The following is a 26,922-nucleotide window of genomic DNA, read 5'->3' as shown; positions in this document are numbered from 1 at the left end:
GCAAAAATAATAATCAGTAGATATAAAAAAAGGCGTTACACTTAAGCAACACCTTTAATTTATAAACAATTGTTAATCATATTATTTCTTATGTCTAGTTTCAGAAGACACAGATAATTTTTTTCTACCTTTAGCTCTTCTACGAGCTAATACTTTTCTACCGTTAGCAGAAGCCATTCTTTCTCTAAAACCGTGTTTGTTTCTTCTCTTTCTTTTAGAAGGCTGAAATGTTCTCTTACTCATTATCTTATATCTTTAAATTCTGAAAAATTTTAATGTAATTGGGCTTCCTTAAAAACCGAGGGCAAATATACAAAGCCTTTATTACTTTGCAAATCATTTTTATAAAAATTTTAATTATTTTTTTGAAGCTTAGAAAAGCCTAATGTTTTCCTATATTTAATTGACTTCACACCTTATTTAAACCCAATAGCAATATACTTTTTCTCATAAAATTTTAGTTTATTTGCAAACTAAAACAATCAAAAAAAAGCTAATTCCATTTATTTTTGGGCTTTTTTCAACCTTTAATTAAACTGTTATGTACAATAAAATTATAAAATTAATAATTGCAGCTGGAATTTTGGCCTATGCTGTTTATCAATTTACCGAAGGTTATATTGGTAACGGTATTATGTTTATTCTGTTAGCTTCAATTTTTGTTTTTCTTTATTTTAAAAACGAATTTATTTTATTAGCTTTTTTACGTTTAAGAAAGCAAGATTTTGAAGGCGCAAAAAAATGGCTTAACAAAATTAAAAACCCTGAAACCGCCTTAGTTACCAAACAACAAGGTTACTACAACTATTTACACGGTATTATGGTATCGCAAACTAATATGACTGATGCTGAAAAATATTTTAAAAAAGCTATTAGTTTAGGGTTGTCGATGGATCATGATTTAGCTATGGCAAAATTAAACTTAGCAGGTATTGCATTTTCAAAACGCAGAAAACAAGAAGCGCAAAAACTACTTAATGAAGCTAGTAAACTTGATAAACAAGGCATGCTTACCGAACAAATTAAAATGATGAAACAAAACATGAAACGTGCTACAGGACCTAATCAACAATTTGGTGCTGGTGGATCGTTACGTTCGCAAAAGCGTCGTTCTAGATAAAATTTGTTTTTAAATTTAAAGCATAAAAAAGCCTCAAGATTTTAATTTTGAGGCTTTTTTATATTAAAGGAGACCAAAGTCTGCAATACGATTCTTTGAGTTTATCAAACTTAGGTCGGTTTAAATACGTTTTGTATTGCACTTCTTCGCAGCTTTTTAAATCTTCTAAAAAATGATTTTTTAATAGCTTACTATTGGCTTTGTGATAAATAACCGAATTAATCTCAAAATTGATATTGAAACTTCTGTAATCCATATTTGAGGTTCCTACAGTTGAAAAAATATCGTCGACCACCATCGTTTTAGCATGCACAAAACCTTTTTTGTATTTATATACTTTAATATCTGCTCTTAAAAGTGCGCCTAAATACGAGTTTGATGCATGTTTAACTACCCAGGAATCAGATTTTTTAGGAATCATTAACCTTACATCAACGCCACTTTTTGAAGCTATTTGCAAGGCTTTTAAAATTTCGTCGTTAGGCACAAAATAAGGCGTTGTAATGTACACATAATCTTTTGCAGTAACAATAGCCGTAAGTGTTAACTCCATAATATTTGCCCAATCGGTATCGGGACCACTTGCCGCTATTTGCACACCCACTTTGGTTTCAAAAGGTTCTGTTTTAGGAAAAAAGGTTTTATATATTTTTAATTTTTCGTTTGAAACAAAATCCCAAGTAGATAAAAAATGAATTTGCAACGATTTAACTGCATCGCCTTTAATTCGTAAATGAGTATCGCGCCAAAAGCTTGTTCCGTTTTTATTTAAATACTCATCGCCTATGTTAATACCTCCTACGTAACCTATTTCACCATCAATTACAGCAACTTTTCTATGGTTTCTATAATTCATTTTTCCTGTAAATCGCGGTAATAAAACAGGCATAAAAGCAAAATGCTTAACACCCGAATTTGTTAATTGCGCTTTCATTTGCTTAGAAATTTTGCTTCCAACATCGTCGTAACTTAACCTTACCGTTACACCTTCTTTAGCCTTTTTACAAAGTAAATTAAGGAGTTTAGCACCAATATCATCGTCTTTTACAATATAATACTCTAAATGTATATGATGACTGGCTGCTTCAATATCGCTTAAGAGTTGTTTAAATTTTTCATCTCCATTGCTAATGATATCAATATAATTATTTAAGGTAAGGGGTTCATCTTGATTGCTATGTAACAGTTTAACTAACTTTACTTTTTCATCTAAATAATCATTAACCGTTTCTAACTCGCGTTTTGAAAATTGTAATTCTTCTTTTATAGATTTTATTACATTTTTATTGAGAATATGCTTTCTTGAAAAAATTTTATTCTTCCTGTATTCTTGCCCAAAAAGATAATAAACCAAAACCCCTAAAAATGGAAAAAACACTAAAACTACAATGTAGGATAGTGTTTTTGTTGGATTTAAATTTTTTAATATTACTGTAATTACTGCCGATGTAGCAAGTAGGTAGTTTAAAACAATAAGTAAGGTCCAGATATTTTGCGATACAAAATCGAGCATATAAAAACCTTACTGGTAATAACCTTCCTTAGGTATTTCGATATGATATAATTTTCTAGACTTATTATTTAAATGCGGCTCTCTTAACCAAGGGTTATGCAGTTTTAATATTTTGTAATTGATATTAAAATCTTGAGCGAATTTTGAAAAATCGGTAACTGCAGTATCAACTTCTACTTTAAAGGTTGGAATATTTTTATATAAATCTTTATCTCTAAAATTGAAACCATATTTAGCTGGATGCGATAAAATTTCTTTTAAAGCAACAATTCTAAACATATAACGCCCTGTTTCTTCGCCTAGTAACAAATCGTAATAATCGGTTACATTTTGTTCTCTTAGGCGTCTTGCAACTCCAGCGTTACCAGCATTGTAGGCCGCAGCCGCCAGTGTCCAAGAACCTAAACGCTCTTTCGATTTTTTTAAATATTTACACGCTACTTCCGTGGCTTTTTCTAAATGATAACGCTCATCGACATTGTCATTAATCTCTAGACCATTTTCGCGCCCAGTAGCTTTCATAATTTGCCATACACCTCGTGCTCCAGCCGGTGAAACCGCATTAGTTAAACCACTTTCTATAACGGCTAAATATTTAAAATCGTCTGGAACGCCATGTTTAGCCAAAATAGGCTCAATAATTGGGAAATATTTTTTAGCGCGTTTAAACATTAACAATCCGTTAGATTGCCAATAGGTATTTACCAATAATTCTCTATCCATACGTTCGTGAATGTCTGGATTTTTTAAGGGCATAGGCTCGCCAGCAAAATCTAAATTTTCAGGAATTTGGAGGGCATAAACGTTATAATCGTTTATTAATTTTTTTTCAAAGTTTTCGTCGGTAGGTGCATCTTGTAAGGCAAAAATAAAAAGGCCACATAAACTTAATAATCCCACAAACGCTAAGGCATTCTTTACTATCTTCATGTTTAAAAAGTTTTGCTAAAATTAATGAAAATTATCGAAAATGTGGTACTAGTCGTCTAAAATAATCTGTGGTAAATGTTTATTAAACCAACGGTATTTATTCAAAATCATAACATGTGTTCCGCCTTTAATAATCATGCAATTTTCAATATTTTTTATAGGAAAAACAGTATCGGCATCGCCATGAATATGCACAATATTTGGTTGATATTCTATTTGATTCCAACACAGCATATTTTCAATAGCCCAATTTAAATAGTGTTCATCGTTTACCGATAAATACTTTTTGTAAAGATCGATGCGCTTGGTTACCTGTTTACCAAAAGTATATTTAGATAGCTTATCTATATTTTGTGCTTGTTTTGTTGGTGCCAATTTGTAAATTTTTGTTGTTTTGGCAAACTTCATACGTTTTGGAAACTCGTTTTTTGACTTTACACTGGAGACTATAATAAGTTTCTTAACCTTAATTATCTTACTTAATTCTTGCACAATAACACCTCCAAACGACACACCTAAAAGTACTATATTGTCATGTTTAATGTGTTTAGATAAACGTAAAACATAACTTGTAATGGATTCGTTTTCAGAAGGTATTATCCATTCTAATAAATGAATTTTGAACTGATTTTTAGGTAAACTAATGTTTTCAAATATTTTAGGGCTCGCTGCCATTCCTGGCATTAAATAAACGTGAATAAGTGGCGTATTTTCCATTTAAGGTAATCATTTTATTTGAAGCAAAAAATAGTTAATTATTTATAAACTAACAGATTAACTTAAGTTTTAACAAAAAACAACGAAATTTTTCGTATATTTGCACCGCAAACTTATAAAATAGTCTTCACTATTTTCCCTATTCCGCATAATTTAAAAATTTTATAACATGGTTGAGACGGCTGAACTAATTGACAATGACTTTTTACGCCAATTTGAATTAAAGGTTGATAATGAATTAGCTACGATTGAATACTCGTTGCAAGAACGAAAAATATTTTTAACCAAACTTGTTATTCCTAGCAACATTAATGATGCTGAATTTAAAAAAGATTTTTTAGAAATTGTTTTCGAACAGATTAGAGAACGCAACTTAAGCATGGTACCAACAAGCCCTGAAATTGCGAAATTTGTAAGAAGTAATCGCAAATACAAACGCATGCTTCCTGTGGGCGTGAGAATTTAAATAATTTTACAAAAAAAATAAACAAGTTGTTTTTAAATGTTATAGGCTGTTTAGTATTACAAAGTACTACACCTTTTTAGCATTTTGAAACAACTTTTTTTATTCCGCTAAATACAACCCGTAATTTTCAGAAATTTTAATTAATACCAAAGTCGCATCGGTGTTTGAAACGAGATGATTATCTGAAGTTAATTGATAACTAACCGAAGTGGTAGATTCTTCAATTTCAATTGTATTGCTATCAACTTTATTCCAATGTCGCTCATTAAAACTAGAGGTTACTTCTCCGCTACTATATTTATAACGTACATTTTCTCCAGCCCTACTATTTGGAGCCAAAACAAGCTGAAATGTGTATTGCGTTGAACCTTCTTCCTTTTGAAACTCCCAAACCCCTAATAAACTGTCGCTTGTTAAGGTATCGTCATTATCTTTATGGCAGGCGCATAAACAAACAAAACAGCATAAAATTAAATATAACTTTGAGAGGATTTTCACTTATAATATGTTAATAACAGCTTAAAAGTAATATGAGAAATAAACACTTATGAATTAAATCGATTAAAAGTAAAAAAACAGGGCTAGCCGATTTAATTCTCGACAAAAGTTTCGGCAAAATCGAATCTTACCAAACCGTCATCATCAATTTTAGTAAGTTTTACCTTATGAAGCGTATTAACTATTTCTGGATTCCAAGGCGCTTTTACTTTTACGTAATTTTCGGTAAATCCATGAATATAACCTTCCTTATTTTCACTTTCAAAAAGTACCGTTCTCACCGTTCCTATTTGGCTTTCGTAAAACGCACGACGCTTCTTAACCGATAACCCTCGAAGCATTTTACTGCGCTTGTTACGAACATTTTTAGCAACAACACCGTCCATTTTGGCAGCTTCGGTATTATCACGCTCAGAATACGTAAACACATGTAGGTATGAAATATCGAGTTCGGCTAAAAAGTTATATGTTTCTAAAAAATGCGCGTCGGTTTCACCTGGAAAACCAACAATAACATCAACACCTATACAGGCGTGAGGCATTACTTCTTTAATTTTTTCAACACGATTTACATACAATTCGCGCATGTAACGACGCTTCATTTTTTTAAGAATGTCGTTACTTCCAGATTGTAACGGCACGTGAAAATGCGGCACAAAAGCTCTAGATTGCGAAACCAAATCGATGGTTTCATTTTTTAGTAAATTAGGTTCAATTGATGAGATTCTTAACCGCTCAATACCTTCAACGGTATCTAATTGAGTTACTAAATCTAGAAAGGTATGTTCGTGCTTTTTGTTTCCAAATTCACCTTTACCGTAATCGCCAATATTAACACCTGTTAAAACAATTTCTTTGATGTTTTTTGCCGAAATCTCTCTAGCATTCTTCAATACATTATCCATGGTATCGCTTCGCGAAATACCACGTGCTAATGGAATGGTACAGTAAGTACATTTGTAATCGCATCCATCTTGCACTTTTAAAAACGCACGCGTTCTATCGCCAATAGAATAACTTCCTACGTAAAAATCGGCATCTTCAATTTCGCAGGAATGCACTTCGCCATAATCATTTTTAGAAAGGTCATTTATATAGTCGGTAATTTTAAATTTTTCGGTAGCACCAAGTACCAAATCTACCCCATTAACATCGGCTAGTTCTTGAGGTTTTAACTGCGCATAACAACCAACAGCAGCCACAAAAGCTTCAGGGTTTGCTTTTTGGGCTTGCTTAACAATGGTTTTAAAACGTTTATCTGCATTTTCGGTTACCGAACAGGTGTTAATCACATAAATGTCGGCTTTTTCAGAAAAATCTACACGGTTAAAGCCTTCATCTTTAAAGCTTCTGGCTATGGTAGAGGTTTCAGAAAAATTCAACTTACAACCTAAAGTATAAAATGCAACGTTCTTTTTCATTGGCTTTCATTTCCGCAACCACGGAAATCTCATTATATTTACCTATCTCATTTAAAAGAGTGCAAATTTACAACTAATTACCCACATGATAAAACCCATTTTAAAACAAGTAATATTTTATTTATCAATTAGTTGCATCTTTTTTTCACTTTCTTCTTGTTCCAACAATAATAGTAAAAACAAAGACCATCTTGTTTTTCGTTACAATGAACACGCCAATATTAACACCTTAGACCCTGCTTTTGCACGTACACTACAAGATATTCGTGTGGCCAACCAGCTATTTAACGGACTTGTACAAATGGATAGTGTTTTAAACATTGTGCCTAGTATTGCTAAAAGTTGGAACATTTCTGATGATGCCATCACCTATACGTTTAACCTAAGAAACGATGTTTTTTTTCATAAACACCCTGCTTTTGGTAAAGACTCCACACGAACAGTAACTGCTCATGATTTTGAATATAGTTTAAACCGTTTACGTGATAAAAAACTTGCCGCTCCTGGAAGTTGGGTTTTAAATAAAGTTGACGATTTTAAAGCGGTAAACGACAGTACTTTTAAAATAAACCTAAAGCAACCATTTCCTGCTTTTATTGGTTTATTAAGTATGAAATATTGCTCGGTTGTACCCAAAGAAGTTGTAGAACAATACGGTATAGACTTTAGATCGCAACCCATTGGTACAGGACCATTTAAATTTAAACGTTGGGAAGAAAATGTAAAACTAGTTTTTAGAAAAAACAAACACTATTTTGAAACCGACAAAAACGGCAAACAACTCCCCTATTTAGAAGCTGTTGCTATTACGTTTTTACCCGATAAACAAAGTGAATTTTTACAGTTTGTACAAGGTAACATCGATTTTTTAAACAGTTTAGATGTGTCGTATAAAGATGAACTTTTAACTAGCAGTGGCTCGCTAAGAGCGCAATATTCTAAATCGGTTAATATGATTCGTGGCCCCTATTTAAATTCGGAATATTTAGGTTTTTATTTAGATTCTAAAACACCCGAAATTAAATCACCACTTATTAGAAAAGCCATTAATTATGGTTTTGATCGTAAAAAAATGATTTTGTATTTGCGTAACGGCATTGGTAACCCTGCCAACGGAGGTTTTATTCCAATGGGTTTACCAGGACACGATACTTCCATTGGGTTTACTTACCAACCGCAAAAAGCCAAGGCTTTAGTTGAACAGTTTAAAAAAGAAAGCGGTATTATAAACCCAGAAATCACTTTGAACACCACAAGCAATTACCTTAGTTTTTGTGAGTTTATACAACGTGAACTAGAAAAAGCTGGATTAAAAATACACGTCGATGTTATGCCAGAATCTACTTTAAGAAGTGCCCGTTCTAACGGAAAAGTAGACATGTTTAGAAGCTCATGGATTGCCGATTATTTAGACGCTGAAAATTATCTTTCCATTTTTTACAGCAAAAATTTTGCTCCTAAAGGTTCAAACTACTTTCATTTTAAAAACACGATCTTCGATAGTCTTTACAATAAAGCCTTCACAATTAATAATATTGAGCAACGCAAACATTTATACACAACAATGGATTCTTTAGCTATGGATGCAGCTATTATGGTTCCGCTTTATTATGATGAAGTAATTAGGTTTACCCGAAAAAACATTGAGGGTTTAGGTATAAACCCTGTTGATATGCTGGATTTAAGGTACGTAAAAAAAGATCCTGCTAATTAATACCTACGATATTTTTGAGTTTCTTCAAAAATATGCTCAAAAATAGCTTCGTCTACTTTGGTAAATTCTATATTGCGCCTTGAAGTTACAAGTTTAGCAACCTCTATAGCTTTATTGGTTAAATAGTTCGAAAACCCCGAGCTACCACCCCAACTGAAACTTGGTATAAAATTTCTTGGGAAACCACTACCAAAAATATTAGCGCTTACCCCAACAACGGTTCCTGTATTAAACATAGTATTAATACCACATTTACTGTGATCGCCCATGATTAACCCACAAAATTGCAAGCCTGTTTTGGCAAAACCCTCGGTTTCGTAGCTCCACAACCTTACTTCGGCATAATTATTTTTTAAGTTGGAGTTATTGGTATCTGCGCCTAAATTACACCACTCGCCTAATACCGCATTACCTAAATAACCTTCGTGACCTTTATTGGAATTTGCAAAAAGTACGGCATTTTTTACTTCGCCACCAACCCTACTGCCAGGACCAATTGTAGTTGCGCCGTAAATTTTAGCTCCTAATTTAATAATTGCATCCTCGCATAAGGCTAAAGGCCCGCGAACTACAGTGCCTTCCATAATTTCGGCGTTTTTACCAATATAAATAGGACCAGTTGATGCATTCAAAGTTGTAAACTCCAGTTTTGCGCCAGCTTCTATAAAAATATTTTCGGCAGCGATAACATTATTACTCGATGGTATGGGTTGCGATTTTCTATTATGCGTTAAAAAGTTAAAATCTTCTTGTATGGCTTCATCATTTTTCGAGAATATATCCCAAGTATTTTCAATTTTAATTATTTCGTCGTTGTATTCTAACGCTTCAAAAGTTTCAAAATTTATATCTTCTTGGGCTTCCTTTGCAAAAAAAGCAATGACATCTTCATCTTTAAAAATAGCTTGATTTTCTTTTAAATCTCGAATCATTTCAACCAATTCTAAATTAGGTAAAAACGACGCGTTTATCATAACATTTTCATCCATTTCAACCATAGGGAATTTATCGGCCAAATAATCTTCGGTTACAGTGGTTGTGGTAGTGTCTAGGTACGATTCCCACTTTTCTCGAATGGTTAAAATACCCACGCGAATATCGGCAACAGGACGTGTATAGGTAAATGGCAATAAGCTATTGCGCGAAGGCCCATCAAAAAGTATGTAATTCATAGCTAAAATGAAGTTTGAAGTTTGAAGTTTGAAGTACTACTTCGCCCTTAAACTTTGTTTAAAACAAATGTATGCGAATTGCATAAAATAAAAAAGCCTTTCATTTCTGAAAGGCTTTATAAAAGTTTTAAAACTCGAAAATTATTTTTTGAATTTCGCGTATTTGTTTTTGAATTTATCAATACGACCAGCAGTATCTACTAATTTAGATTTACCAGTGTAGTAAGGATGAGATGTTCTAGAAATTTCCATTTTTACTAACGGATACTCCACACCATCAACCTCAATAGTTTCATTAGTTACTGCAGTAGACTTTGTTAAAAAAACATCGTCGTTAGACATATCTTTAAATGCTACTACTCTATAATTTTCTGGGTGTATACCTTTTCTCATCGCTAAATACTTTTATCTAATCAATTTTGGAGTGCAAATGTACACTTTTTTATCTAACGTACAACAATTTATTTAAAAAAATATTTAAAAATTATGTGTAACGTTTTTCTACATTTGACTACAAACTTAATAACTAATTATTAAAACCAAAATATTATGGAACACAACACGCATTCCCCCTCTAAGTTTGCAACTAATTATGGCTTAGTTCTAGGTGTCATTATGATATTGATTGCTGTGCTAATGTATTTTAGCGGCATGATGCTAGAGGGTAAACAATGGCCAATGATTATTTATTACATCCTTTTCCCTGTAATAATAATATATTGTATAATGCAATACAAAAAGAATAACGGTAATCTTTTAAGTTTATCAGAAGCACTAAAAGCTGGTATTACAACAGCATTGATAAGCGCCATTGTTTACGGTTTATACAATATACTATTTCATTATGTTATAGACCCAGAATTTGTAAACAAAATAATAGCAGTTACCGAAGAAAAACTAATGGGAACCCCAAACATACCACCAGAAGTAGCTGAACAGCAGTTAGCCTGGGTAAAAAAATTGTCAAATCCGTTACTTGGAAGCGCTTTTTGGATTGCCCTAAGCCTATTCTTTGGCCTATTCTATTCATTAATTTCTGGATTAATAATGAAAAAGCAGGAGTAATTTTCTAAAAATAAAATCTGTATTTTTGAAAACTAATTTATTTTCAGAAAACATATAAATGAACATATCAGTAGTCATACCACTACTTAACGAAGAAGAATCTTTAACAGAATTACATGATTGGATTGCAAACGTTATGCAGTCCAATCATTTTTCTTATGAAATCATTTTTATAGATGATGGTAGCACAGACGATTCTTGGCAGATTATAACACAACTTTCTAAAAAAGATAGAAACGTAAAAGGTATTCGGTTTTTAAAAAACTTTGGAAAATCGCAAGCCTTACATGCGGGTTTCGATGCAGCACAAGGTAACGTAATTATCACCATGGATGCCGATTTACAAGATAACCCCAACGAAATCCCCGAACTTTACAAAATGATCGTAAACGATGGCTTCGATTTGGTTTCGGGCTGGAAAAAAGTGCGTTACGACTCGGTTATTGCAAAAAATTTACCTTCAAAATTGTTTAATTGGGCAGCTCGAAAAACATCGGGCGTAAAACTACACGACTTTAATTGTGGCTTAAAAGCCTACCATATTAACGTAGTTAAAAACATTGATGTTAACGGCGAAATGCATCGTTACATTCCGGTATTATCTAAAAACGCTGGTTTCACAAAAATTGGCGAAAAGGTGGTGCAACACCAGGCTAGAAAATATGGTGAGACTAAATTCGGCATGAATCGTTTTATTCATGGCTTTCTAGACCTTATTACTATTTGGTTTTTATCGCGATTTGGTAAGCGCCCCATGCATTTATTTGGCGCTTTAGGCGTTATTATGTTTGCCATTGGTTTTGGCTTTGCCTTCTATTTGGGCATCGATAAATTATTTTTAAACCCAACAGGACGCTTAATTACGCAACGTCCGCAATTTTACCTCGCGCTATCTACAATGGTTATAGGCTCGCAATTTTTTGTAGCCGGATTTTTAGGCGAACTTATTTTAAGAAACAAACAAGACAAAAAGCGCTATTTAGTTAAAGAGGAATTAAATTTAGGTTAAATAAGCCTATTTAATCGTTAAAACGACAGCTTTTTAAAAGGTATTCCTTTACAAATTGTTTATTTTTGGAACAATATTTATTAATTGATTATGATACACATAGAACCAAAAATTTTAGAAAGAATAAATTCATGGTTAACACCAACTTTTGATGCCGATACTCAAGAAAAAATCAAAGACAGTATTGCAAACAACCCAAAAGACATTCAAGAAAGTTTTTATAAAGATTTAGAATTTGGCACAGGCGGTATGCGCGGTGTTATGGGCGTGGGTACCAACCGAATTAATAAATATACACTAGGAAAAAGCACACAAGGTTTAAGTGATTACTTAAAAACATCATTCCCAGGAGAACAATTAAAAACAGTAATTGCTTACGATTGTAGAAACAATAGTAAATCGCTTGCAAAGGTAGTTGCCGATGTATTTTCAGCAAACGGTATTGAGGTATTTTTATTTGAAGATTTACGCCCAACTCCAGAATTATCATTCGCAGTTCGTCATTTAAATTGTCACTGTGGTATTGTTTTAACTGCATCACACAATCCACCAGAATACAACGGCTATAAAGTTTATTGGCAAGATGGCGGACAATTAGTACCGCCGCACGATTCTGCTTTAATTAAAGTAATAAATGAATTAGATTATGCAGATATTAAATTTGAAGCTAACGACAGCTTAATCAACTTCATTGGTAAAGATGTAGATGATGTTTTTGTTGACGCCTCTGTTGAAAACGGCTGTGTTGGAGCCACTCAAGATGCTAAAGACAACCTAAAAATAGTATTCACGTCGCTTCACGGCACATCAATCACCGCAGTTCCAGAAACCTTAAAACGTGCTGGTTTTAAAAACGTACATATTGTAAAAGAACAAGAAGTACCAAATGGTGACTTTCCGACGGTAAAATCTCCAAACCCAGAAGAACCTGCAGCTTTAAAAATGGCTTTAGAATTAGCTAACGATATTGATGCGGATATTGTTATTGGTACCGATCCTGATTGCGACCGTTTAGGTGTCGCTGTTAGAAATACTGAAGGCGAATTACAGCTTTTAAACGGAAATCAAACCATGATTATGATGACCGATTTCCTTTTAAAACAATGGAAAGCGGAAGGAAAAATAAAAGGCAAAGAGTTTATTGCAACAACGATTGTATCTACGCCAATGCTTGTAAAACTTGCAGAAGCTTACAATGTGGACATAAAAATTGTTTTAACAGGATTTAAATGGATTGCTAAACTTATTTACGACTACCCAGAATTAGATTTTATTGGTGGAGGCGAAGAAAGTTTTGGCTTTATGGTTGGCGATTTTGTGCGCGATAAAGATGCGGTTACCTCTACCCTTTTAGCTTGCGAAATTGCTGCTATTGCAAAATCTCAAGGAAGCTCTTTCTATGAAGAATTACTAAAACTTTACACACAATTTGGTTGCTACAAAGAAAAATTAGTTTCGCTTACTAAAAAAGGTATTGAAGGTGCCGAAGAAATTAAACAAATGATGGTTGACGCTCGCGAAAACCCATTTACAGAAATTAACGGCTCTAAAGTGGTAAAAATTGAAGATTACCAATCATCAACTGCTAAATATTTAGCAACCGGTGAGGAAAAGACAATTGATGTACCAAAATCTAACGTGTTAATTTATTACACCGAAGATGGTAGCCAAGTGGCATTACGCCCAAGTGGTACCGAACCAAAAATTAAATTCTACGTAAGTGTAAACACTGGTTTAGATAGCGTAGCTAATTTTAAAAACACTGAAACAGAACTTGATAAAAAAGCTGAAGACATCTTAAAAGATATGAAGCTTATATAATTTAATGAACGAATTTTTTAAAATATTAAGGTACGCAAAGCCTTATAAAAAATATGCAATAGGACACATTATTTCTAATGTGTTTTTTGCGTTATTTGGGACACTTTCTTTCGTAGCATTAAAGCCCATGCTTGATGTTATTTTCGAAAAAAATGTCGATCCGTGTACAGGTAAAATTATTGTTAGTAACCCAACCGAACCTATTTACACTGGTATTTGGGACATGGGCGATTATTTTGGCGATCTTTTAGCCTACCGCATGCACTTATTTACCGATGGCGACAAATCGAAAGCTTTAATTTTCGTTATACTGCTTATTGTAGTGGCGTTTTTACTAAAAAACATTTCGGGTTACTTAGCCAACTATTTTATGGTGTTTTTGCGTAATGGCGTTATTCGCGATATTAGAAACACAGTCTATAAAAAGATTTTAGACTTGCCGCTATCTTATTTTTCAGAGAAACGAAAAGGCGATATTATGGCACGTGTTACAGGCGACGTTAACGATTTGCAATATTCTATGCTGCCCGTTTTAGAATTAATTGTAAGAGAACCACTTACCATATTGTTTTCATTAATTGCCATGATAATCATAAGTACAAAACTTACCATTTTTGTATTTATTTTTATCCCAATTGTTGGTTTTGTTATCTCTAAAATTGGGAAAAGTTTAAAACGCAAATCCGATCGTGTACAACGCGAACAAGGCTTATTTTTATCGACTTTAGAAGAAACTTTAGGCGGATTACGCATCATAAAAGGTTTCAATGTTGAGCATATTTTCAATAACAAGTTTAAAGATTCAACCCAACGTTTCTATAACTTTTCTAACAAACTATTAATCAGACAAAGTTTAGCATCACCTGCAAGCGAATTTTTAGGTATTTGCATGATTGCTGTGATTTTATGGTTTGGTGGAAATTTAATTTTAAACGATGATTCTGGCTCATTCTTAACAGGCAGTAAATTTTTAGTTTACATTGGTTTAGCATACAATATACTTACGCCAGCCAAGGCTTTTTCCAGAGGTTTAGTTAACGTAAAAAAAGGAGGTTCTGCTGCACAACGTATTCAAGAAATTTTGATGGCAGAAAATCCGTTGCAAGACAAACCCAACGCCATTGATAAAACAAGTTTCGATTCTCAAATTGAATTTAAAAATCTATCATTTAAATATGATAAAGATTATGTTTTAAAAGATTTCAACTTAATGATTCCTAAAGGCAAAACAGTAGCTTTAGTTGGGCAATCAGGTAGCGGAAAATCTACAATTGCCAACCTTATTACACGTTTTTACGATGTAAATAAAGGTAGCATTGCTATTGATGGTACAGATATTCGCGATTTAAGTATGGCTTCGTTACGAGCACAATTAGGTATTGTTACTCAAGATGCTATTTTATTTAACGATAGTATAAAAAACAACCTAAAATTAGGTAACGAAACCGCTACTGACGAGCAAATTATTGAGGCCTTAAAAATAGCTAACGCCTGGGAATTTGTTAAAGAACTACCAGAAGACATTGAAACAAATATTGGAGATTCTGGTAACAAACTTTCTGGCGGACAAAAACAACGCTTAAGTATTGCTAGAGCGGTATTAAAAAGCCCTCCAATAATGGTATTAGACGAGGCCACTTCGGCACTAGATACCGAAAGCGAACGTTTGGTACAAGTCGCACTTGAAAACATGATGAAAAACAGAACATCTATTGTTATTGCACACAGGCTTTCTACCATTCAAAATGCCGATGAAATTGTTGTGCTCAACAAAGGCGAAATAGTAGAACAAGGCAAACACAACGAACTTATCGCCTTAAATGGCACTTACAAGAAGTTGGTTGATATGCAAAGCTTCGAATAAAGTTTTAAAAAAAGGATAAAAAAGAAAAAGGATAGTGATTTGGGCAACTATCCTTTTTTTTAAGTTTATGCTAGACTTGGGGACGACTAACAATCATAAGTAGGTTTCTGATACAAACATAATACATAAATACTTACTTCACAAGAAAAAAATGTATTTTATCGTAATTTATTGCGTTTTGTCGATGATTTAAAAATTAAAATTCTGATAATAAACCACTTAGCATTATCAATTAATTATCATCCTTAAAACAATTAAACTTTTAGTAAATTTATTAGTCTAAACATCAAACATTATTCGTGATAGAAGAAGCCCAATTACTTCAACAATTAAAATCTACAAACCATAAAGAGCAAGCTTTTAAAGATTTGCTAAATCTTTACAAAGAGCGTCTGTATTGGCACGTTAGAAATATTGTGAAGTCGCATGACGATGCAGATGACGTGCTTCAAAACACGTTTATAAAAGTTTACAAAAACATTGATAAATTTAAAGGTGATAGCAAAATATTCTCATGGATGTACCGTATTGCAACTAACGAAGCGATTACCTTTTTAAATCAAAAAGCAAAACGACTTCAAATTAGCAACGACGAAGTACAAGAACTGGCAATAAACAACTTAACATCGGATGTTTATTTTGAAGGCGATGTTATACAATTAAAATTACAAAAGGCTATTGCTACATTGCCGCAAAAACAACAATTAGTTTTTAACATGAAGTATTTTCAAGATTTAAAATACAGCGAAATGTCCGATATTTTAGAAACCAGCGAAGGCGCACTTAAAGCGTCATATCATTTAGCTGTAAAAAAAATTGAAGCCCATTTATCCAACAATTAAACCTTTAGCAAAAAAAACAGTCTTATAAATAAGATGAAAAATAACAGTTTACATAACATTAAAAATTCAGGTTTTAAAACACCTCAAGATTACTTCAATAATCTTGACGATACTTTTTTTACTGTTTCTAAACTAAAAAACAATGTTGAAAACTCTGGCTTTAAGGTACCAGACAAATATTTTGAAAATTTAGAAACAGCGGTATTACAAAATGTATTAAAACAAAAAGAACCTGTAAAGGTAATTTCAATTTTCAACAAAAAAAATCTGCTTTATGCCACAAGTATTGCTGCGGCAGTGGTGTTACTTTTCAGCTTAACACTTTTTAAAAATACGAGCAATAACTGGAACACATTGGATATTGACACCGTTGAAAATTATGTTTTAAATGATGACATTTCAACTTACGAAATAGCCTCATTACTTACAGAAGACGATTTAACCGAAGAAAACTTTATTTCCTCAACGTTTAACGAAGAAAATATGGAAACGTATTTACTTAACAATTTCGATATTGAAGATTTTGTTGAGTAACACAACATCATGGTTTACCAAACCTTAATTGGTGAAAAATATAACTACAAACTCACAATAAATTATAATTTTGATGAAAAAAATAATACTCCCCGTACTACTATTTTTTATCGCCTTTCAAGGAATCTCTCAAGATAAAAAAGATAAAATTAAAGCACTTAAGGTAGCCTTCATTACCGAACGTTTAGAACTCACAGAAAAAGAAGCCCAAGAATTTTGGCCTGTTTATAATGCATACGACGATATTACCAATAAAATAAAGTTTGAAGATCTTAGAGCTATACGCCGCGATATTAAAGAACATACAGCAACACTATCAAGCAATCAAGCTAGCGATCTTTTAAACCAATTGGTTACAGCCGAAAACAAATTGCACGCCGAAGAAGACAAATTAATTACAAAATTGAAAAAAATAATTTCGCCTAAAAAGATTTTAATGCTTAAAGTAGCCGAGGAAGATTTTAAACGAAAAATGTTCGATCAATGGAAAAAAATGCGTCGTGAACGCAAATAAAAAAGAGGCTGTAAAAAAAGTCACATTGTTGTCAATCTGAACTTGTTTCAGATTCTAATGTGTTTTGAGAATCAATTATTTAAGATTCTGAAATAAATTCAGAATGACAGGTTTCACACTTTTTATACAGCCTCTTTTTTATTCCCTAAACGTTAATTTACTTATTCTTCCTGCTCCAGCAGCATAAGCAATACTATCGTTTAAAAAGCGTAACGTGTAGAAACCTTCGTCGCTTAAATGTTTCCATGTTTCGCCACCATCATTACTAAAATCTATACCTTTAAAACCTAAAGCTACTAATTCCTTACCATTTCTATTTGGTATATATTGTACACAACTGCGATATCCTGGTGTTTGGTTTTGCGCAACCAATTGCCATGTTTTACCACCATCGGTAGTTTTAATTTTGTTCGCAGCGTTATTATCGGGTTTGGTATAATCGCCACCAATAGCAAAACCGTTTAATTCATCATAAAAATCTATAGAATAAATTCCTTCAGTGTCTTTTCCCTTTACAATTGGTGTTTCAAAAACCTCCCAAGTTTTTCCTTTATCAGCCGAAAAATAAACACGACCAGCAGTTGTGGCAACCCAAGTTTTATTGCCAACAATAGCAATATTGGTATCGCTGGCAGCAAAAGCGCCTTCATTCTCAACACCTTTTGGTAATTGATCACAGGTCAACTTCGTCCAAGTTTCACCACCATCTCTAGTTATTATTACACTTAAACAACCATCTGTTGAATCGCCAATGGCAATGCCTTCTTCATCATTCCAAAAATCCATCGCATCGTAAAAGGCTTTGGGGTGGTTTTCTTGGTAGACTAATTTAAAATTTCTATTAAACGTTCCTTTTTTATATAATCTTGCTGGAGATTCAATACTTAAAACAAAAGTATTCTTCGAAGTATTTGCTATTGAACGGAAATATACATTTAAGGAATCTTCTTCAAAATCGAATTCAAAAAAACCTTTATCTTCCTCTTTATATTGAAATACATCATTAAATTGAAATTCACCTGTTCGCTTTTCACTACCTGAGTAAAACAAACTCCATAATTTATATTTTTCATTCTTAACAAGTTCAATCGCCCTAACATTCAAAAGTGAATCTTGTAAAAGTGTTCCAACTTCAACTTTAGTAAAGTTTTTAGGTTTAAAAACGTTTTTCTGTTCACACGACATCAACAGAAATACCACGGTTAAAACTGCAAAAAAATGTTTCATATAAAATTAATTTTCGGTTAAGATAAACCTTATCTACATAAAAATAAAAACATTCGTGAATTCGTGGCATTTAACGTAACTTTGCATGCTTAAATTTTAGTCACGGTCTGGTTAATTTGCATACTACGACTAAAAACTGATTACTTAAAAATATGCGATTACACAGAAATTTATGTTTTGCGGTTATTGATGGTTTAACCCAAATTTTTAATGAAGATCAATATGCCGATAGGGTGATACAACAACTGCTTAAACGTGATAAACGTTGGGGAAGCAGAGATCGTGCTTTTGTAGCCGAAACCACTTATGATATTGTTCGTTGGAAACGTTTGTATGCCGAAATTGCCGAAGTTAAAGCACCGTTTGATCGTGATAACTTATGGCGACTGTTTGCTGTGTGGGCGACTTTAAAAGGTATAAAATTACCCGATTGGAAATATTTTGTAGATACACCAACCCGTAAAATTAAAGGTCGATTTGACGAGCTTTCTAAAATTAGAAAATTCCGTGAAGCTATCCCCGATTGGATTGATGCTGTAGGCTTAGAAGAACTTGGTGAAGCCACTTGGACCAAAGAAATCGCGATGCAAAACGAGCAAGCCGATGTTATTTTACGTGTAAACACTTTAAAAACCACCAAAGAGAAACTTCAAAACATACTTTTCGATCAAAATATTGAAACCGAATTTATTAAAGGTTATCCATACGCATTAAAACTTAAAGAACGTGCCAACGTATTTGTTACCGATGCTTTTAAAAATGGGTTGTTTGAAGTACAAGATGCTTCATCTCAACTGGTGGCAGATTTCCTTGATGTAAAACCAGGCATGAAAGTCGTAGATACCTGTGCTGGCGCTGGAGGTAAAACACTTCATATTGCAGCTTTAATGCAAAATAAAGGGCAAGTGATTGCTATGGATATTTACGAAAGTAAACTTAAAAAGCTTAAAATTAGAGCGAAACGTAATGGTGTTCACAACTTCGATTTACGCGTAATCGACTCCACAAAACCGATAAAAAAACTACATGGTAAAGCCGATAGAGTTTTAATTGATGCGCCATGTTCTGGCTTAGGCGTACTGCGCAGAAACCCTGACGCCAAGTGGAAACTGGAACCTGAGTTTTTAGATAAAATAAGAAATACACAACAAGAAGTTTTACAGCAATATTCTAAAATGGTAAAATCTGGCGGCAAATTGGTGTATGCAACGTGTTCTGTATTACCATCGGAAAACCAGAAACAAGTTGACAAATTCTTAACATCGGAATCTGGAAAAGAATTTACTTTTGTAAAAGATAAAAAAGTATTGGCTCATGAATCTGGCTTTGACGGATTTTACATGGCACTACTTGAAAAAAAACAGTAAATTAAACCCTTTATTAATAGCATGAAATGTGTTTTAAAGCCACTTTAAACAAGTAAAAAAGCATAACAACACATAGCATCTGAACTTAAATCCTAAACAGATGAAACACTTTTACATTCTTTTTTTATTAATCTCTAGCATTGCTTTTGCGCAACTTACGCCGCCTGCAAATCAACAAGCCTACTATTCTGGAGTTGATTTTAATAAAACAGGTACGGCTTTATTTGACGATTTAGCTACAAAAACCACCGATAAGCACACCAACTTTTTAAGCTACACACCTGGTATTTGGGAAGCAAGTAAGGCCACCGATTTAGATCCTGTAAATAGTAATAATGTGATTCTATTATATGGTTACAGCGATACTGACGGTAATTATATTACCGATAGAACTCGAGATAAAAATGAAACTGGAGGAACCTCAGGAAGCGATTGGAACCGCGAACACACCTATCCTAAATCTTTAGGAAACCCAAATCTTGGTGAATCAGGTCCTGGTTCGGATGCGCATCATTTACGCCCTTCGGATGTAACTATGAATTCCAATAGAGGTAATAGAAAATTTGCTGATGGTTCTGGAAATGCAGGAACTGTATCGAGTAATTGGTATCCTGGTGATGAATGGAAAGGCGATGTTGCCCGCATGATAATGTATATGTACGCCCGTTACGGCTCACGCTGTTTACCGTCAAACGTTTGTGTGGGAACCAGTAATTCTATAGATGCAAACATGATTAATGTATTATTAGAATGGAATGCTGAAGATCCTGTTTCAACCATCGAAGATAATCGAAACACCTATCATTCTAATACGAGCAACACGTATGCCCAAGGTAATAGAAATCCGTTTATTGATAACCCCTATTTAGCCACAGTAATTTGGGGTGGTACTCCTGCTGAAAATCGTTGGGGAAGCACTCCAGATCCTGATACTGAAGCGCCAACTACTCCAACAAATTTAGTCGCATCAAACCCAACTTCGTCGACTGTAGATTTATCTTGGACGGCTTCAACCGACAACGAAGCTGTTGTAGCATATAATATTTATGTAGATGGCAGTTATTATGTATCAACAAATTCAACGGCTACAACATTTACAGTAACAGATTTATCTGCTGAAACGACTTATCAATTTGCGATTTTAGCTGTTGATGCTGCAAATAATACGTCAACATTAAGTAATTCGGTACCTGAAACGACACTTGAAGCGCCTGCTTCTGGTGATAATTGTTTAAGTGAAACGTTTGAAAGCATTCCAACTAACGCTTCAAACTATGCTACAAGAACTTGGACAGGTGATGATGGCGGTACTTGGGAAGCTACCGATGCTAGAACCGACCAGACCTTAAACTCAAGAGCGATTTGTATTAGAAACGGTAATTTAACTTCACCAACAATTTCTGGTGGAATTGGAAATCTTACTGTAACGACTCAGTTAACCTTTAGTGGCTCAGCAGGAACTTTTGATGTACTTGTTAATGGAAACTCAGTAGGAAGCATTCCTTATTCTGAAAATAACACTTCATCAACTACAACAACAATTTCAAACATTAATATTGAAGGAGATGTTACTGTTGTATTCGATAATCAATCAACTTCAAACCGTGTGAGAATTGATGATTTATCTTGGACTTGCTATTCTACATTAAGCGTGGAAAAACCAAACTTAAATAATATTAATATTTATCCGAATCCGGTAAATGATAACCGCATTACCGTTACAAGTAACGACGATTTAGCATTTGAGATTTATAACATCCTTGGCAAACGCGTTAGCAAAGGAAAAATCAACAATCAAAACATTTCGGTTGAAGGTTTAAGAGCTGGTGTTTATATTTTAAAATTATCAAATGGCTCACAGCAAGTAACCAAGAAATTGGTTAAAAAATAATTGTTTTGTCGTTCAGAGCGTAGCGAAGAATCTCTTGAGTTTTCAGTGATTAATATGCTTCAGTCGTGCCTCGTTCTGCATGACAATGGAATCTTAGTTAAGTATCCTACTTATATTTTCGGAGTCGAATAAACTTATAAAACTAAAGGTCATCAAGCATTATTTTGATGACCTTTTTTGTTTTTAAAAGGTAAAGCATCCCCCTATCAACATCACTTTATAGCCAAAACTTTATTAATTTTATGTCATGCCGAACTTGTTTCAGCATCTCAACAAAACTTTAAAATCGCGGCATTAATTGAGAACTTGAAACAAGTTCAGGTTGACAACAGCATTCAAGATGCATTTAATTAAAAAAATAATAACTTAAACCTCTACAAAGTCTTAATATATTTTCTGAAGTAAAATATCACTATTTTAAATGCAAAAAGCATTCCTCGACCATATCGCTTCGGTTTTAAATGAAACAATAATTAATTATAGTTCAGTTTCTGGTGGCGATATTTCTGAAGCTTTTAAAATTGAAACATCAAACAACTCCTATTTTTTAAAAGTAAACACCTTAGAAGCAAAAGGCATTTTTGAAGTTGAAAAACATGGTCTTGAAACCATAAAACACAGTAATACCATTGCTACCCCAAAGGTTATATATGTTGGCAACTTTGAAGAAAATGCGTATTTAATTTTGGAGTTTATAGAAACAAAACAACCCAACGACACCGATTTTAACCGATTAGGCGAGCAATTGGCTAAATTACACAGCACAACCGCAAATACATTTGGTTTAGAAACCAATAATTTTATTGGTAGCTTACCGCAGCAAAATCATTTTCATGATAATTGGACGGATTTTTACATTAACGAACGGTTGTTACCGCAACTTCACATGGCTAAAGCGCAAGGTTTATTGCAAGCTTACGAAATTCCGTCAACAAACGTATTTGAAACCGTACTTACACCTTGGTTTGAAAACATAAAACCTGCGCTACTTCATGGCGATTTGTGGAGCGGTAATTTTTTAATTTCTAAAGATGGCACGCCGTTTCTTATCGATCCTGCGGTTTATTACGGCCACAACGAAGTTGATATTGCTTTAAGTAAATTATTTGGTGGTTTTAACACGACCTTTTATAGTGCTTACCAAAAACATCTTCCGTTTGATGCGTTTACGAATGCCAGAATAGAAATATATCAGTTGTATTATTTACTAGTACATTTAAATTTATTTGGACGAAGTTATTACACATCGGTTAAGCACATACTTACCAAATATTTTTAAACCATGAGGCCAGCTGCGTTAGGGATTGAGGTATTGTTGAAGCTCGCCGACGCAGGAGGCAGCGACTACCGAAAGCCCGACCTCCCCCAAGCGGGGTAACGCCATAAATAATCTACTGTTAAAAAACTTGTTAAAAACCTATTGTGTTTCAATTAAAAATAGCTGTGTTATCGCTTAAAAAAGTGTATTTTTGCGTTTTTAAAAACAACTATAACTCATACATAATGATTCATTTCTTTGGAAACCAAAACAGCAAAGTGTTTGCTGTTCAAGCAACAAAAGAATTTTCTGCAGAAACCATTTCGAAATTATCCTGGTTATTTGGCAACCAGCCTAAAATAGAGCAAGCATCGTTGGATGCTTTTTTTGTTGGTCCGCGTGCTGCAATGATTACGCCATGGAGTACTAATGCGGTGGAAATTACCCAAAACATGGGAATTGACGGCATTGTACGTATTGAAGAATTTACCGCTGTTGCCGAAGATTTTAAAGGTTACGACCCAATGATTTCGGAGAAATTTAAGGGTTTAGGCCAAGAATCATTCACTATAGATATTCAACCTGAACCTATTTTAAATATTGAGGATATTGCGGCTTACAACCAGCAAGAAGGCTTATCGCTAAGTGATGAGGAAGTTGATTATTTAGAAGGTGTTGCCAAAAAAATTGGCAGACCATTAACCGACTCTGAAGTTTTTGGGTTCTCGCAGGTGAATAGTGAGCACTGTCGCCACAAAATATTTAACGGTACGTTTGTTATTGATGGTGAAGAAAAACCAACGTCGTTATTTAAATTAATCAGAAAAACATCTGAAGCAAATCCTAACGATATTGTTTCGGCTTACAAAGATAATGTGGCTTTTATAAAAGGCCCAAAAGTGGAACAATTTGCGCCAAAACGTGCCGATATTCCTGATTTTTACGAGACTAAAGATTTCGATTCGGTAATTTCAATTAAAGCCGAAACGCACAACTTCCCGACTACAGTTGAGCCTTTTAACGGTGCTGCAACGGGTTCGGGTGGTGAAATTCGCGACCGTTTAGCCGGCGGAAAAGGGTCTATTCCTTTAGCTGGAACTGCGGTTTACATGACGTCATATTCGCGTTTAGAAGAAAATCGTCCTTGGGAACAAGCGGTTAAAGAGCGTGATTGGTTGTACCAAACTCCAATGGATATTTTAATTAAAGCTAGTAATGGTGCTTCGGATTTTGGTAACAAATTCGGGCAACCACTTATCACGGGTTCGGTATTAACTTTTGAGCATGAGGAAGAAGGCCGAAAAATTGGTTTCGACAAAGTGATTATGCAAGCTGGCGGTATTGGCTACGGTAAAGCAGATCAAGCTTTAAAAGACACGCCTAAAAAAGATGACAAAGTGGTTATTCTTGGTGGTGAAAACTATCGCATTGGTATGGGGGGCGCTGCGGTTTCTAGTGCCGATACGGGTGAGTTTGAATCGGGTATTGAGCTTAATGCGGTACAACGTTCGAACCCTGAAATGCAAAAACGTGCTGCAAATGCGGTTCGTGGTATGGTAGAAAGCGACGAAAACTTTATTGTTTCAATCCACGATCATGGTGCTGGCGGACACTTAAATTGTTTAAGTGAATTGGTTGAAGAGACTGGTGGACACATTGATTTAGATAAGTTACCTGTTGGAGACCCAACACTTTCTGATAAAGAAATTATTGGTAACGAGTCGCAAGAGCGTATGGGACTTGTTATTTCTGAAAAACATATTGAAACTTTACAAAAAATTGCCGACAGAGAGCGTTCGCCAATGTACACCGTTGGTAATGTTACGGGTGATAATAGATTTACATTCGAGTCGCAAACCAAAGGTAACAAACCTATGGATTTGGCTATGGAAGATATGTTTGGTAGCTCGCCAAAAACAATAATGACAGACAACACGGTGACCAGAAACTACACCGATGTTGCTTATAATAAAGCTGATTTTAATGATTATTTAAATCAGTTATTACAGCTTGAAGCCGTAGCTTGTAAAGATTGGTTAACTAATAAAGTAGACCGCTGCGTTGGTGGTAAAGTTGCGAAACAACAATGTGTTGGTCCGTTACAAATTCCGTTGAACAACGTAGGTGTAATGGCTTTAGATTTTAAAGGAAAAGAAGGTATTGCAACCTCAATTGGGCACTCGCCTGTTTCGGCATTAATCGATCCAATTGCTGGTAGTAGAAATTCGATTACTGAAGCCTTAACCAACATTATTTGGGCGCCATTAAAAGATGGTTTAAAAAATGTTTCACTTTCGGCAAACTGGATGTGGCCTTGTAAAAATGAAGGTGAAGATGCGCGTTTATACGAAGCTGTACAAGCGGTATCAGATTTTGCGATAGATTTAGGTGTGAATGTTCCAACTGGGAAAGATTCACTTTCAATGAAGCAAAAATATGCTAACGAAGAGGTGATTTCTCCAGGAACGGTTATTATTTCTGCAGGTGCCAACTGTATCGATATTACAAAAGTGCTTGAACCTGTTTTACAGAAAAATGGCGGCGATATTTATTACATCAACCTATCGCAAGACAACTTTAAGTTAGGTGGTAGCTCGTTCGCGCAAATTGTAAATAAAATTGGAACCGAAGCGCCAACAGTAAAAAGTGCCGATTATGTAAAAACAGTATTTAACACGATTCAGAAATTAATTTTAGATGATAAAATTGTTGCTGGACACGATGTGGCTTCTGGTGGATTAATCACCACACTTCTAGAATTGTGTTTTGCTGATAACAATGTAGGTGCTGACTTAAATTTATCGACTTTAGCTGAAAACGATTCATTCAAATTATTATTTGCTGAAAATGCAGGTCTTGTTATTCAAGCGGCCGACGCATCTATTGAACCTGCTTTAGCTGAAGCAAATATTGAATTTTTCAACATAGGAAAAGTAACAAGTGCTGATACTTTAAACATTGCAAATGGTGATGATAATTTCAGTTTAAGCATTTCTGAACTGCGTGATACGTGGTATAAAACCTCTTTCCTACTCGACCAAAAACAAACCGCAAACGGTTTAGCAAAAGACCGTTTTGATAATTATAAAAATCAACCATTACAATTTGAGTTTCCTGAGCATTTTACGGGTAAATTATCCGATGTCATTCAGAGCGCTAGCGAAGAATCTGAGATTGCCACGTCGCACACTCCTCGCAATGACAAAAGACCAAAAGCAGCCATCCTTCGTGAAAAAGGAAGTAACTCTGAGCGCGAAATGGCAAATGCTATGTATTTAGCTGGTTTTGATGTAAAAGATGTACACATGACCGATTTAATCTCTGGTCGTGAAACTTTAGAAGACATTCAGTTTTTAGGTGCCGTTGGTGGTTTCTCAAATTCGGACGTTTTAGGTTCTGCAAAAGGTTGGGCAGGCGCCATTAAATACAACGAAAAAGCCAACGAAGTCATAAAAAACTTCTTTGCAAGAGAAGATACACTTTCAGTTGGTATTTGTAATGGGTGTCAGCTTTGGATGGAATTAGATTTAATCAATCCAGACCATGAGCAACACGGTAAAATGATGCATAACGATTCGCATAAACATGAGAGTTCATTCACTTCTGTAAAAATTCAGGAGAATAATTCTGTAATGCTTTCTACTTTGGCAGGAAGTACTTTAGGAGTTTGGATTTCGCATGGTGAAGGTAAATTTAGTTTACCTTATGGTGAAGATAAATACCATATTGTTGCTAAATACGGTTATGAAGGTTACCCTCACAATCCAAACGGATCTGATTTTAACACCGCCATGATGTGTGATTCAACTGGTCGTCACTTAGTAACCATGCCACATATTGAGCGTTCTACCTTCCAATGGAACTGGGCAAATTACCCTAACGGACGTAAAGACGAAGTATCACCTTGGTTAGAAGCTTTTGTTAACGCCAGAAAATGGATTGAAAAGAAGTAATTTTAACATATTCTTAAAATAAAAAG

Annotated in this window: 23 protein-coding genes; 14 read left to right on the top strand and 9 right to left on the bottom strand. The window is 34.2% G+C overall.

What is annotated here, in order from left to right; genetic code table 11:
• Nucleotides 1-81: 81 nt before the first annotated feature.
• On the bottom strand, nucleotides 82-243 hold the full coding sequence (rpmH, locus tag PK35_RS05620; protein ID WP_027878648.1) for a 50S ribosomal protein L34: 162 nt from the start codon (nucleotides 241-243) through the stop codon (nucleotides 82-84).
• Between the two features lie 298 nt (nucleotides 244-541).
• Between rpmH and PK35_RS05615 the strand changes: the two genes are divergently transcribed.
• Entirely contained in the window at nucleotides 542-1,120 is a 579-nt protein-coding gene (locus PK35_RS05615) for a hypothetical protein (protein ID WP_044625729.1), read from the top strand.
• Nucleotides 1,121-1,178: 58 nt separating this feature from the next.
• Here PK35_RS05615 and cls read toward each other — a convergent pair whose 3' ends face one another.
• Genes cls through PK35_RS05600 form a run of 3 tightly spaced genes read right to left on the bottom strand, consistent with a single transcriptional unit; the run spans nucleotide 1,179 to nucleotide 4,280 of the window.
• Entirely contained in the window at nucleotides 1,179-2,633 is a 1,455-nt protein-coding gene (cls, locus tag PK35_RS05610; RefSeq protein WP_044625728.1) for a cardiolipin synthase, read from the bottom strand.
• A gap of 9 nt (nucleotides 2,634-2,642) precedes the next feature.
• On the bottom strand, nucleotides 2,643-3,563 hold the full coding sequence (locus PK35_RS05605; protein ID WP_044625727.1) for a lytic transglycosylase domain-containing protein: 921 nt from the start codon (nucleotides 3,561-3,563) through the stop codon (nucleotides 2,643-2,645).
• Between the two features lie 48 nt (nucleotides 3,564-3,611).
• Nucleotides 3,612-4,280 carry an alpha/beta hydrolase gene (locus PK35_RS05600; protein WP_044625726.1) on the bottom strand — a complete coding sequence of 223 codons (669 nt, stop codon included), beginning with the start codon at nucleotides 4,278-4,280 and terminating at the stop codon, nucleotides 3,612-3,614.
• Nucleotides 4,281-4,449: 169 nt separating this feature from the next.
• On the opposite strand from PK35_RS05600, the gene PK35_RS05595 reads away from it, so the two are divergent.
• Nucleotides 4,450-4,746, top strand: coding sequence for a GNAT family N-acetyltransferase (locus tag PK35_RS05595; RefSeq protein WP_044625725.1), 297 nt, complete (start codon nucleotides 4,450-4,452; stop codon nucleotides 4,744-4,746).
• 99 nt (nucleotides 4,747-4,845) lie between these two features.
• On the opposite strand, the gene PK35_RS05590 is transcribed toward PK35_RS05595, so the two are convergent.
• Together PK35_RS05590 and mtaB are read right to left on the bottom strand one after the other, a co-directional pair.
• Complete coding sequence (locus tag PK35_RS05590; RefSeq protein ID WP_044625724.1) at nucleotides 4,846-5,244, bottom strand: hypothetical protein; 399 nt, start codon at nucleotides 5,242-5,244, stop codon at nucleotides 4,846-4,848.
• A gap of 92 nt (nucleotides 5,245-5,336) precedes the next feature.
• A complete protein-coding gene (gene mtaB / locus PK35_RS05585) occupies nucleotides 5,337-6,665 on the bottom strand; it encodes a tRNA (N(6)-L-threonylcarbamoyladenosine(37)-C(2))-methylthiotransferase MtaB (RefSeq protein WP_044625723.1) in 1,329 nt (442 codons plus the stop codon).
• An 85-nt stretch (nucleotides 6,666-6,750) separates the two neighbouring features.
• On the opposite strand from mtaB, the gene PK35_RS05580 reads away from it, so the two are divergent.
• Complete coding sequence (locus PK35_RS05580) at nucleotides 6,751-8,379, top strand: ABC transporter substrate-binding protein (RefSeq protein ID WP_044625722.1); 1,629 nt, start codon at nucleotides 6,751-6,753, stop codon at nucleotides 8,377-8,379.
• Here the strand turns inward: PK35_RS05580 and PK35_RS05575 are convergent.
• Both PK35_RS05575 and PK35_RS05570 read right to left on the bottom strand, forming a co-directional pair.
• Nucleotides 8,376-9,551, bottom strand: a complete 1,176-nt coding sequence (locus tag PK35_RS05575) for a GlmU family protein (protein WP_044625721.1) — start codon at nucleotides 9,549-9,551, stop codon at nucleotides 8,376-8,378. The genes PK35_RS05580 and PK35_RS05575 overlap by 4 nt on opposite strands.
• 141 nt (nucleotides 9,552-9,692) lie before the next feature.
• Entirely contained in the window at nucleotides 9,693-9,944 is a 252-nt protein-coding gene (locus tag PK35_RS05570) for a type B 50S ribosomal protein L31 (RefSeq protein ID WP_044625720.1), read from the bottom strand.
• A gap of 156 nt (nucleotides 9,945-10,100) precedes the next feature.
• Between PK35_RS05570 and PK35_RS05565 the strand changes: the two genes are divergently transcribed.
• The 7 genes from PK35_RS05565 to PK35_RS05535 all read left to right on the top strand — a co-directional run bounded on the left by PK35_RS05565 (nucleotide 10,101) and on the right by PK35_RS05535 (nucleotide 17,200).
• The gene (locus tag PK35_RS05565) at nucleotides 10,101-10,616 is read left to right on the top strand and encodes a DUF4199 domain-containing protein (RefSeq protein ID WP_044625719.1); all 516 of its coding nucleotides are present in this window, start codon (nucleotides 10,101-10,103) and stop codon (nucleotides 10,614-10,616) included.
• A 58-nt stretch (nucleotides 10,617-10,674) separates the two neighbouring features.
• A complete protein-coding gene (locus PK35_RS05560; RefSeq protein ID WP_044625718.1) occupies nucleotides 10,675-11,625 on the top strand; it encodes a glycosyltransferase family 2 protein in 951 nt (316 codons plus the stop codon).
• Between the two features lie 90 nt (nucleotides 11,626-11,715).
• A complete protein-coding gene (locus PK35_RS05555) occupies nucleotides 11,716-13,446 on the top strand; it encodes a phospho-sugar mutase (protein WP_202903816.1) in 1,731 nt (576 codons plus the stop codon).
• Between the two features lie 4 nt (nucleotides 13,447-13,450).
• Nucleotides 13,451-15,310 carry an ABC transporter ATP-binding protein gene (locus tag PK35_RS05550; protein ID WP_044625717.1) on the top strand — a complete coding sequence of 620 codons (1,860 nt, stop codon included), beginning with the start codon at nucleotides 13,451-13,453 and terminating at the stop codon, nucleotides 15,308-15,310.
• A gap of 299 nt (nucleotides 15,311-15,609) precedes the next feature.
• The gene (locus PK35_RS05545; RefSeq protein ID WP_044625716.1) at nucleotides 15,610-16,152 is read left to right on the top strand and encodes an RNA polymerase sigma factor; all 543 of its coding nucleotides are present in this window, start codon (nucleotides 15,610-15,612) and stop codon (nucleotides 16,150-16,152) included.
• A 33-nt stretch (nucleotides 16,153-16,185) separates the two neighbouring features.
• Nucleotides 16,186-16,686: a hypothetical protein gene (locus PK35_RS05540; protein WP_044625715.1), complete on the top strand. Its 501-nt coding sequence runs from the start codon at nucleotides 16,186-16,188 to the stop codon at nucleotides 16,684-16,686.
• A 73-nt stretch (nucleotides 16,687-16,759) separates the two neighbouring features.
• Entirely contained in the window at nucleotides 16,760-17,200 is a 441-nt protein-coding gene (locus tag PK35_RS05535) for a hypothetical protein (protein ID WP_044625714.1), read from the top strand.
• 138 nt (nucleotides 17,201-17,338) lie between these two features.
• Here the strand turns inward: PK35_RS05535 and PK35_RS05530 are convergent, their stop codons facing one another.
• Nucleotides 17,339-18,427 carry a WD40/YVTN/BNR-like repeat-containing protein gene (locus PK35_RS05530; protein ID WP_044625713.1) on the bottom strand — a complete coding sequence of 363 codons (1,089 nt, stop codon included), beginning with the start codon at nucleotides 18,425-18,427 and terminating at the stop codon, nucleotides 17,339-17,341.
• A gap of 152 nt (nucleotides 18,428-18,579) precedes the next feature.
• On the opposite strand from PK35_RS05530, the gene PK35_RS05525 reads away from it, so the two are divergent.
• From PK35_RS05525 to purL, 4 genes are all read left to right on the top strand, one after another.
• Nucleotides 18,580-19,794 (top strand): RsmB/NOP family class I SAM-dependent RNA methyltransferase, encoded by a 1,215-nt coding sequence (locus PK35_RS05525; protein WP_044625712.1) that lies wholly within the window; start codon nucleotides 18,580-18,582, stop codon nucleotides 19,792-19,794.
• Nucleotides 19,795-19,894: 100 nt separating this feature from the next.
• Entirely contained in the window at nucleotides 19,895-21,685 is a 1,791-nt protein-coding gene (locus tag PK35_RS05520) for an endonuclease (RefSeq protein ID WP_044625711.1), read from the top strand.
• Nucleotides 21,686-22,106: 421 nt separating this feature from the next.
• Nucleotides 22,107-22,964, top strand: coding sequence for a fructosamine kinase family protein (locus tag PK35_RS05515; protein ID WP_044625710.1), 858 nt, complete (start codon nucleotides 22,107-22,109; stop codon nucleotides 22,962-22,964).
• A gap of 224 nt (nucleotides 22,965-23,188) precedes the next feature.
• Nucleotides 23,189-26,896 (top strand): phosphoribosylformylglycinamidine synthase, encoded by a 3,708-nt coding sequence (purL, locus tag PK35_RS05510; RefSeq protein ID WP_044625709.1) that lies wholly within the window; start codon nucleotides 23,189-23,191, stop codon nucleotides 26,894-26,896.
• The last annotated feature ends 26 nt before the right edge of the window (nucleotides 26,897-26,922 follow it).

Source organism: Neotamlana nanhaiensis (assembly GCF_000943555.1).
In the GTDB taxonomy this organism is placed as follows: Bacteria; Bacteroidota; Bacteroidia; order Flavobacteriales; family Flavobacteriaceae; genus Neotamlana; species Neotamlana nanhaiensis.
Note: the sequence above shows the minus strand (reverse complement) of the source record. Positions and strands in the feature narration are given on the sequence as shown.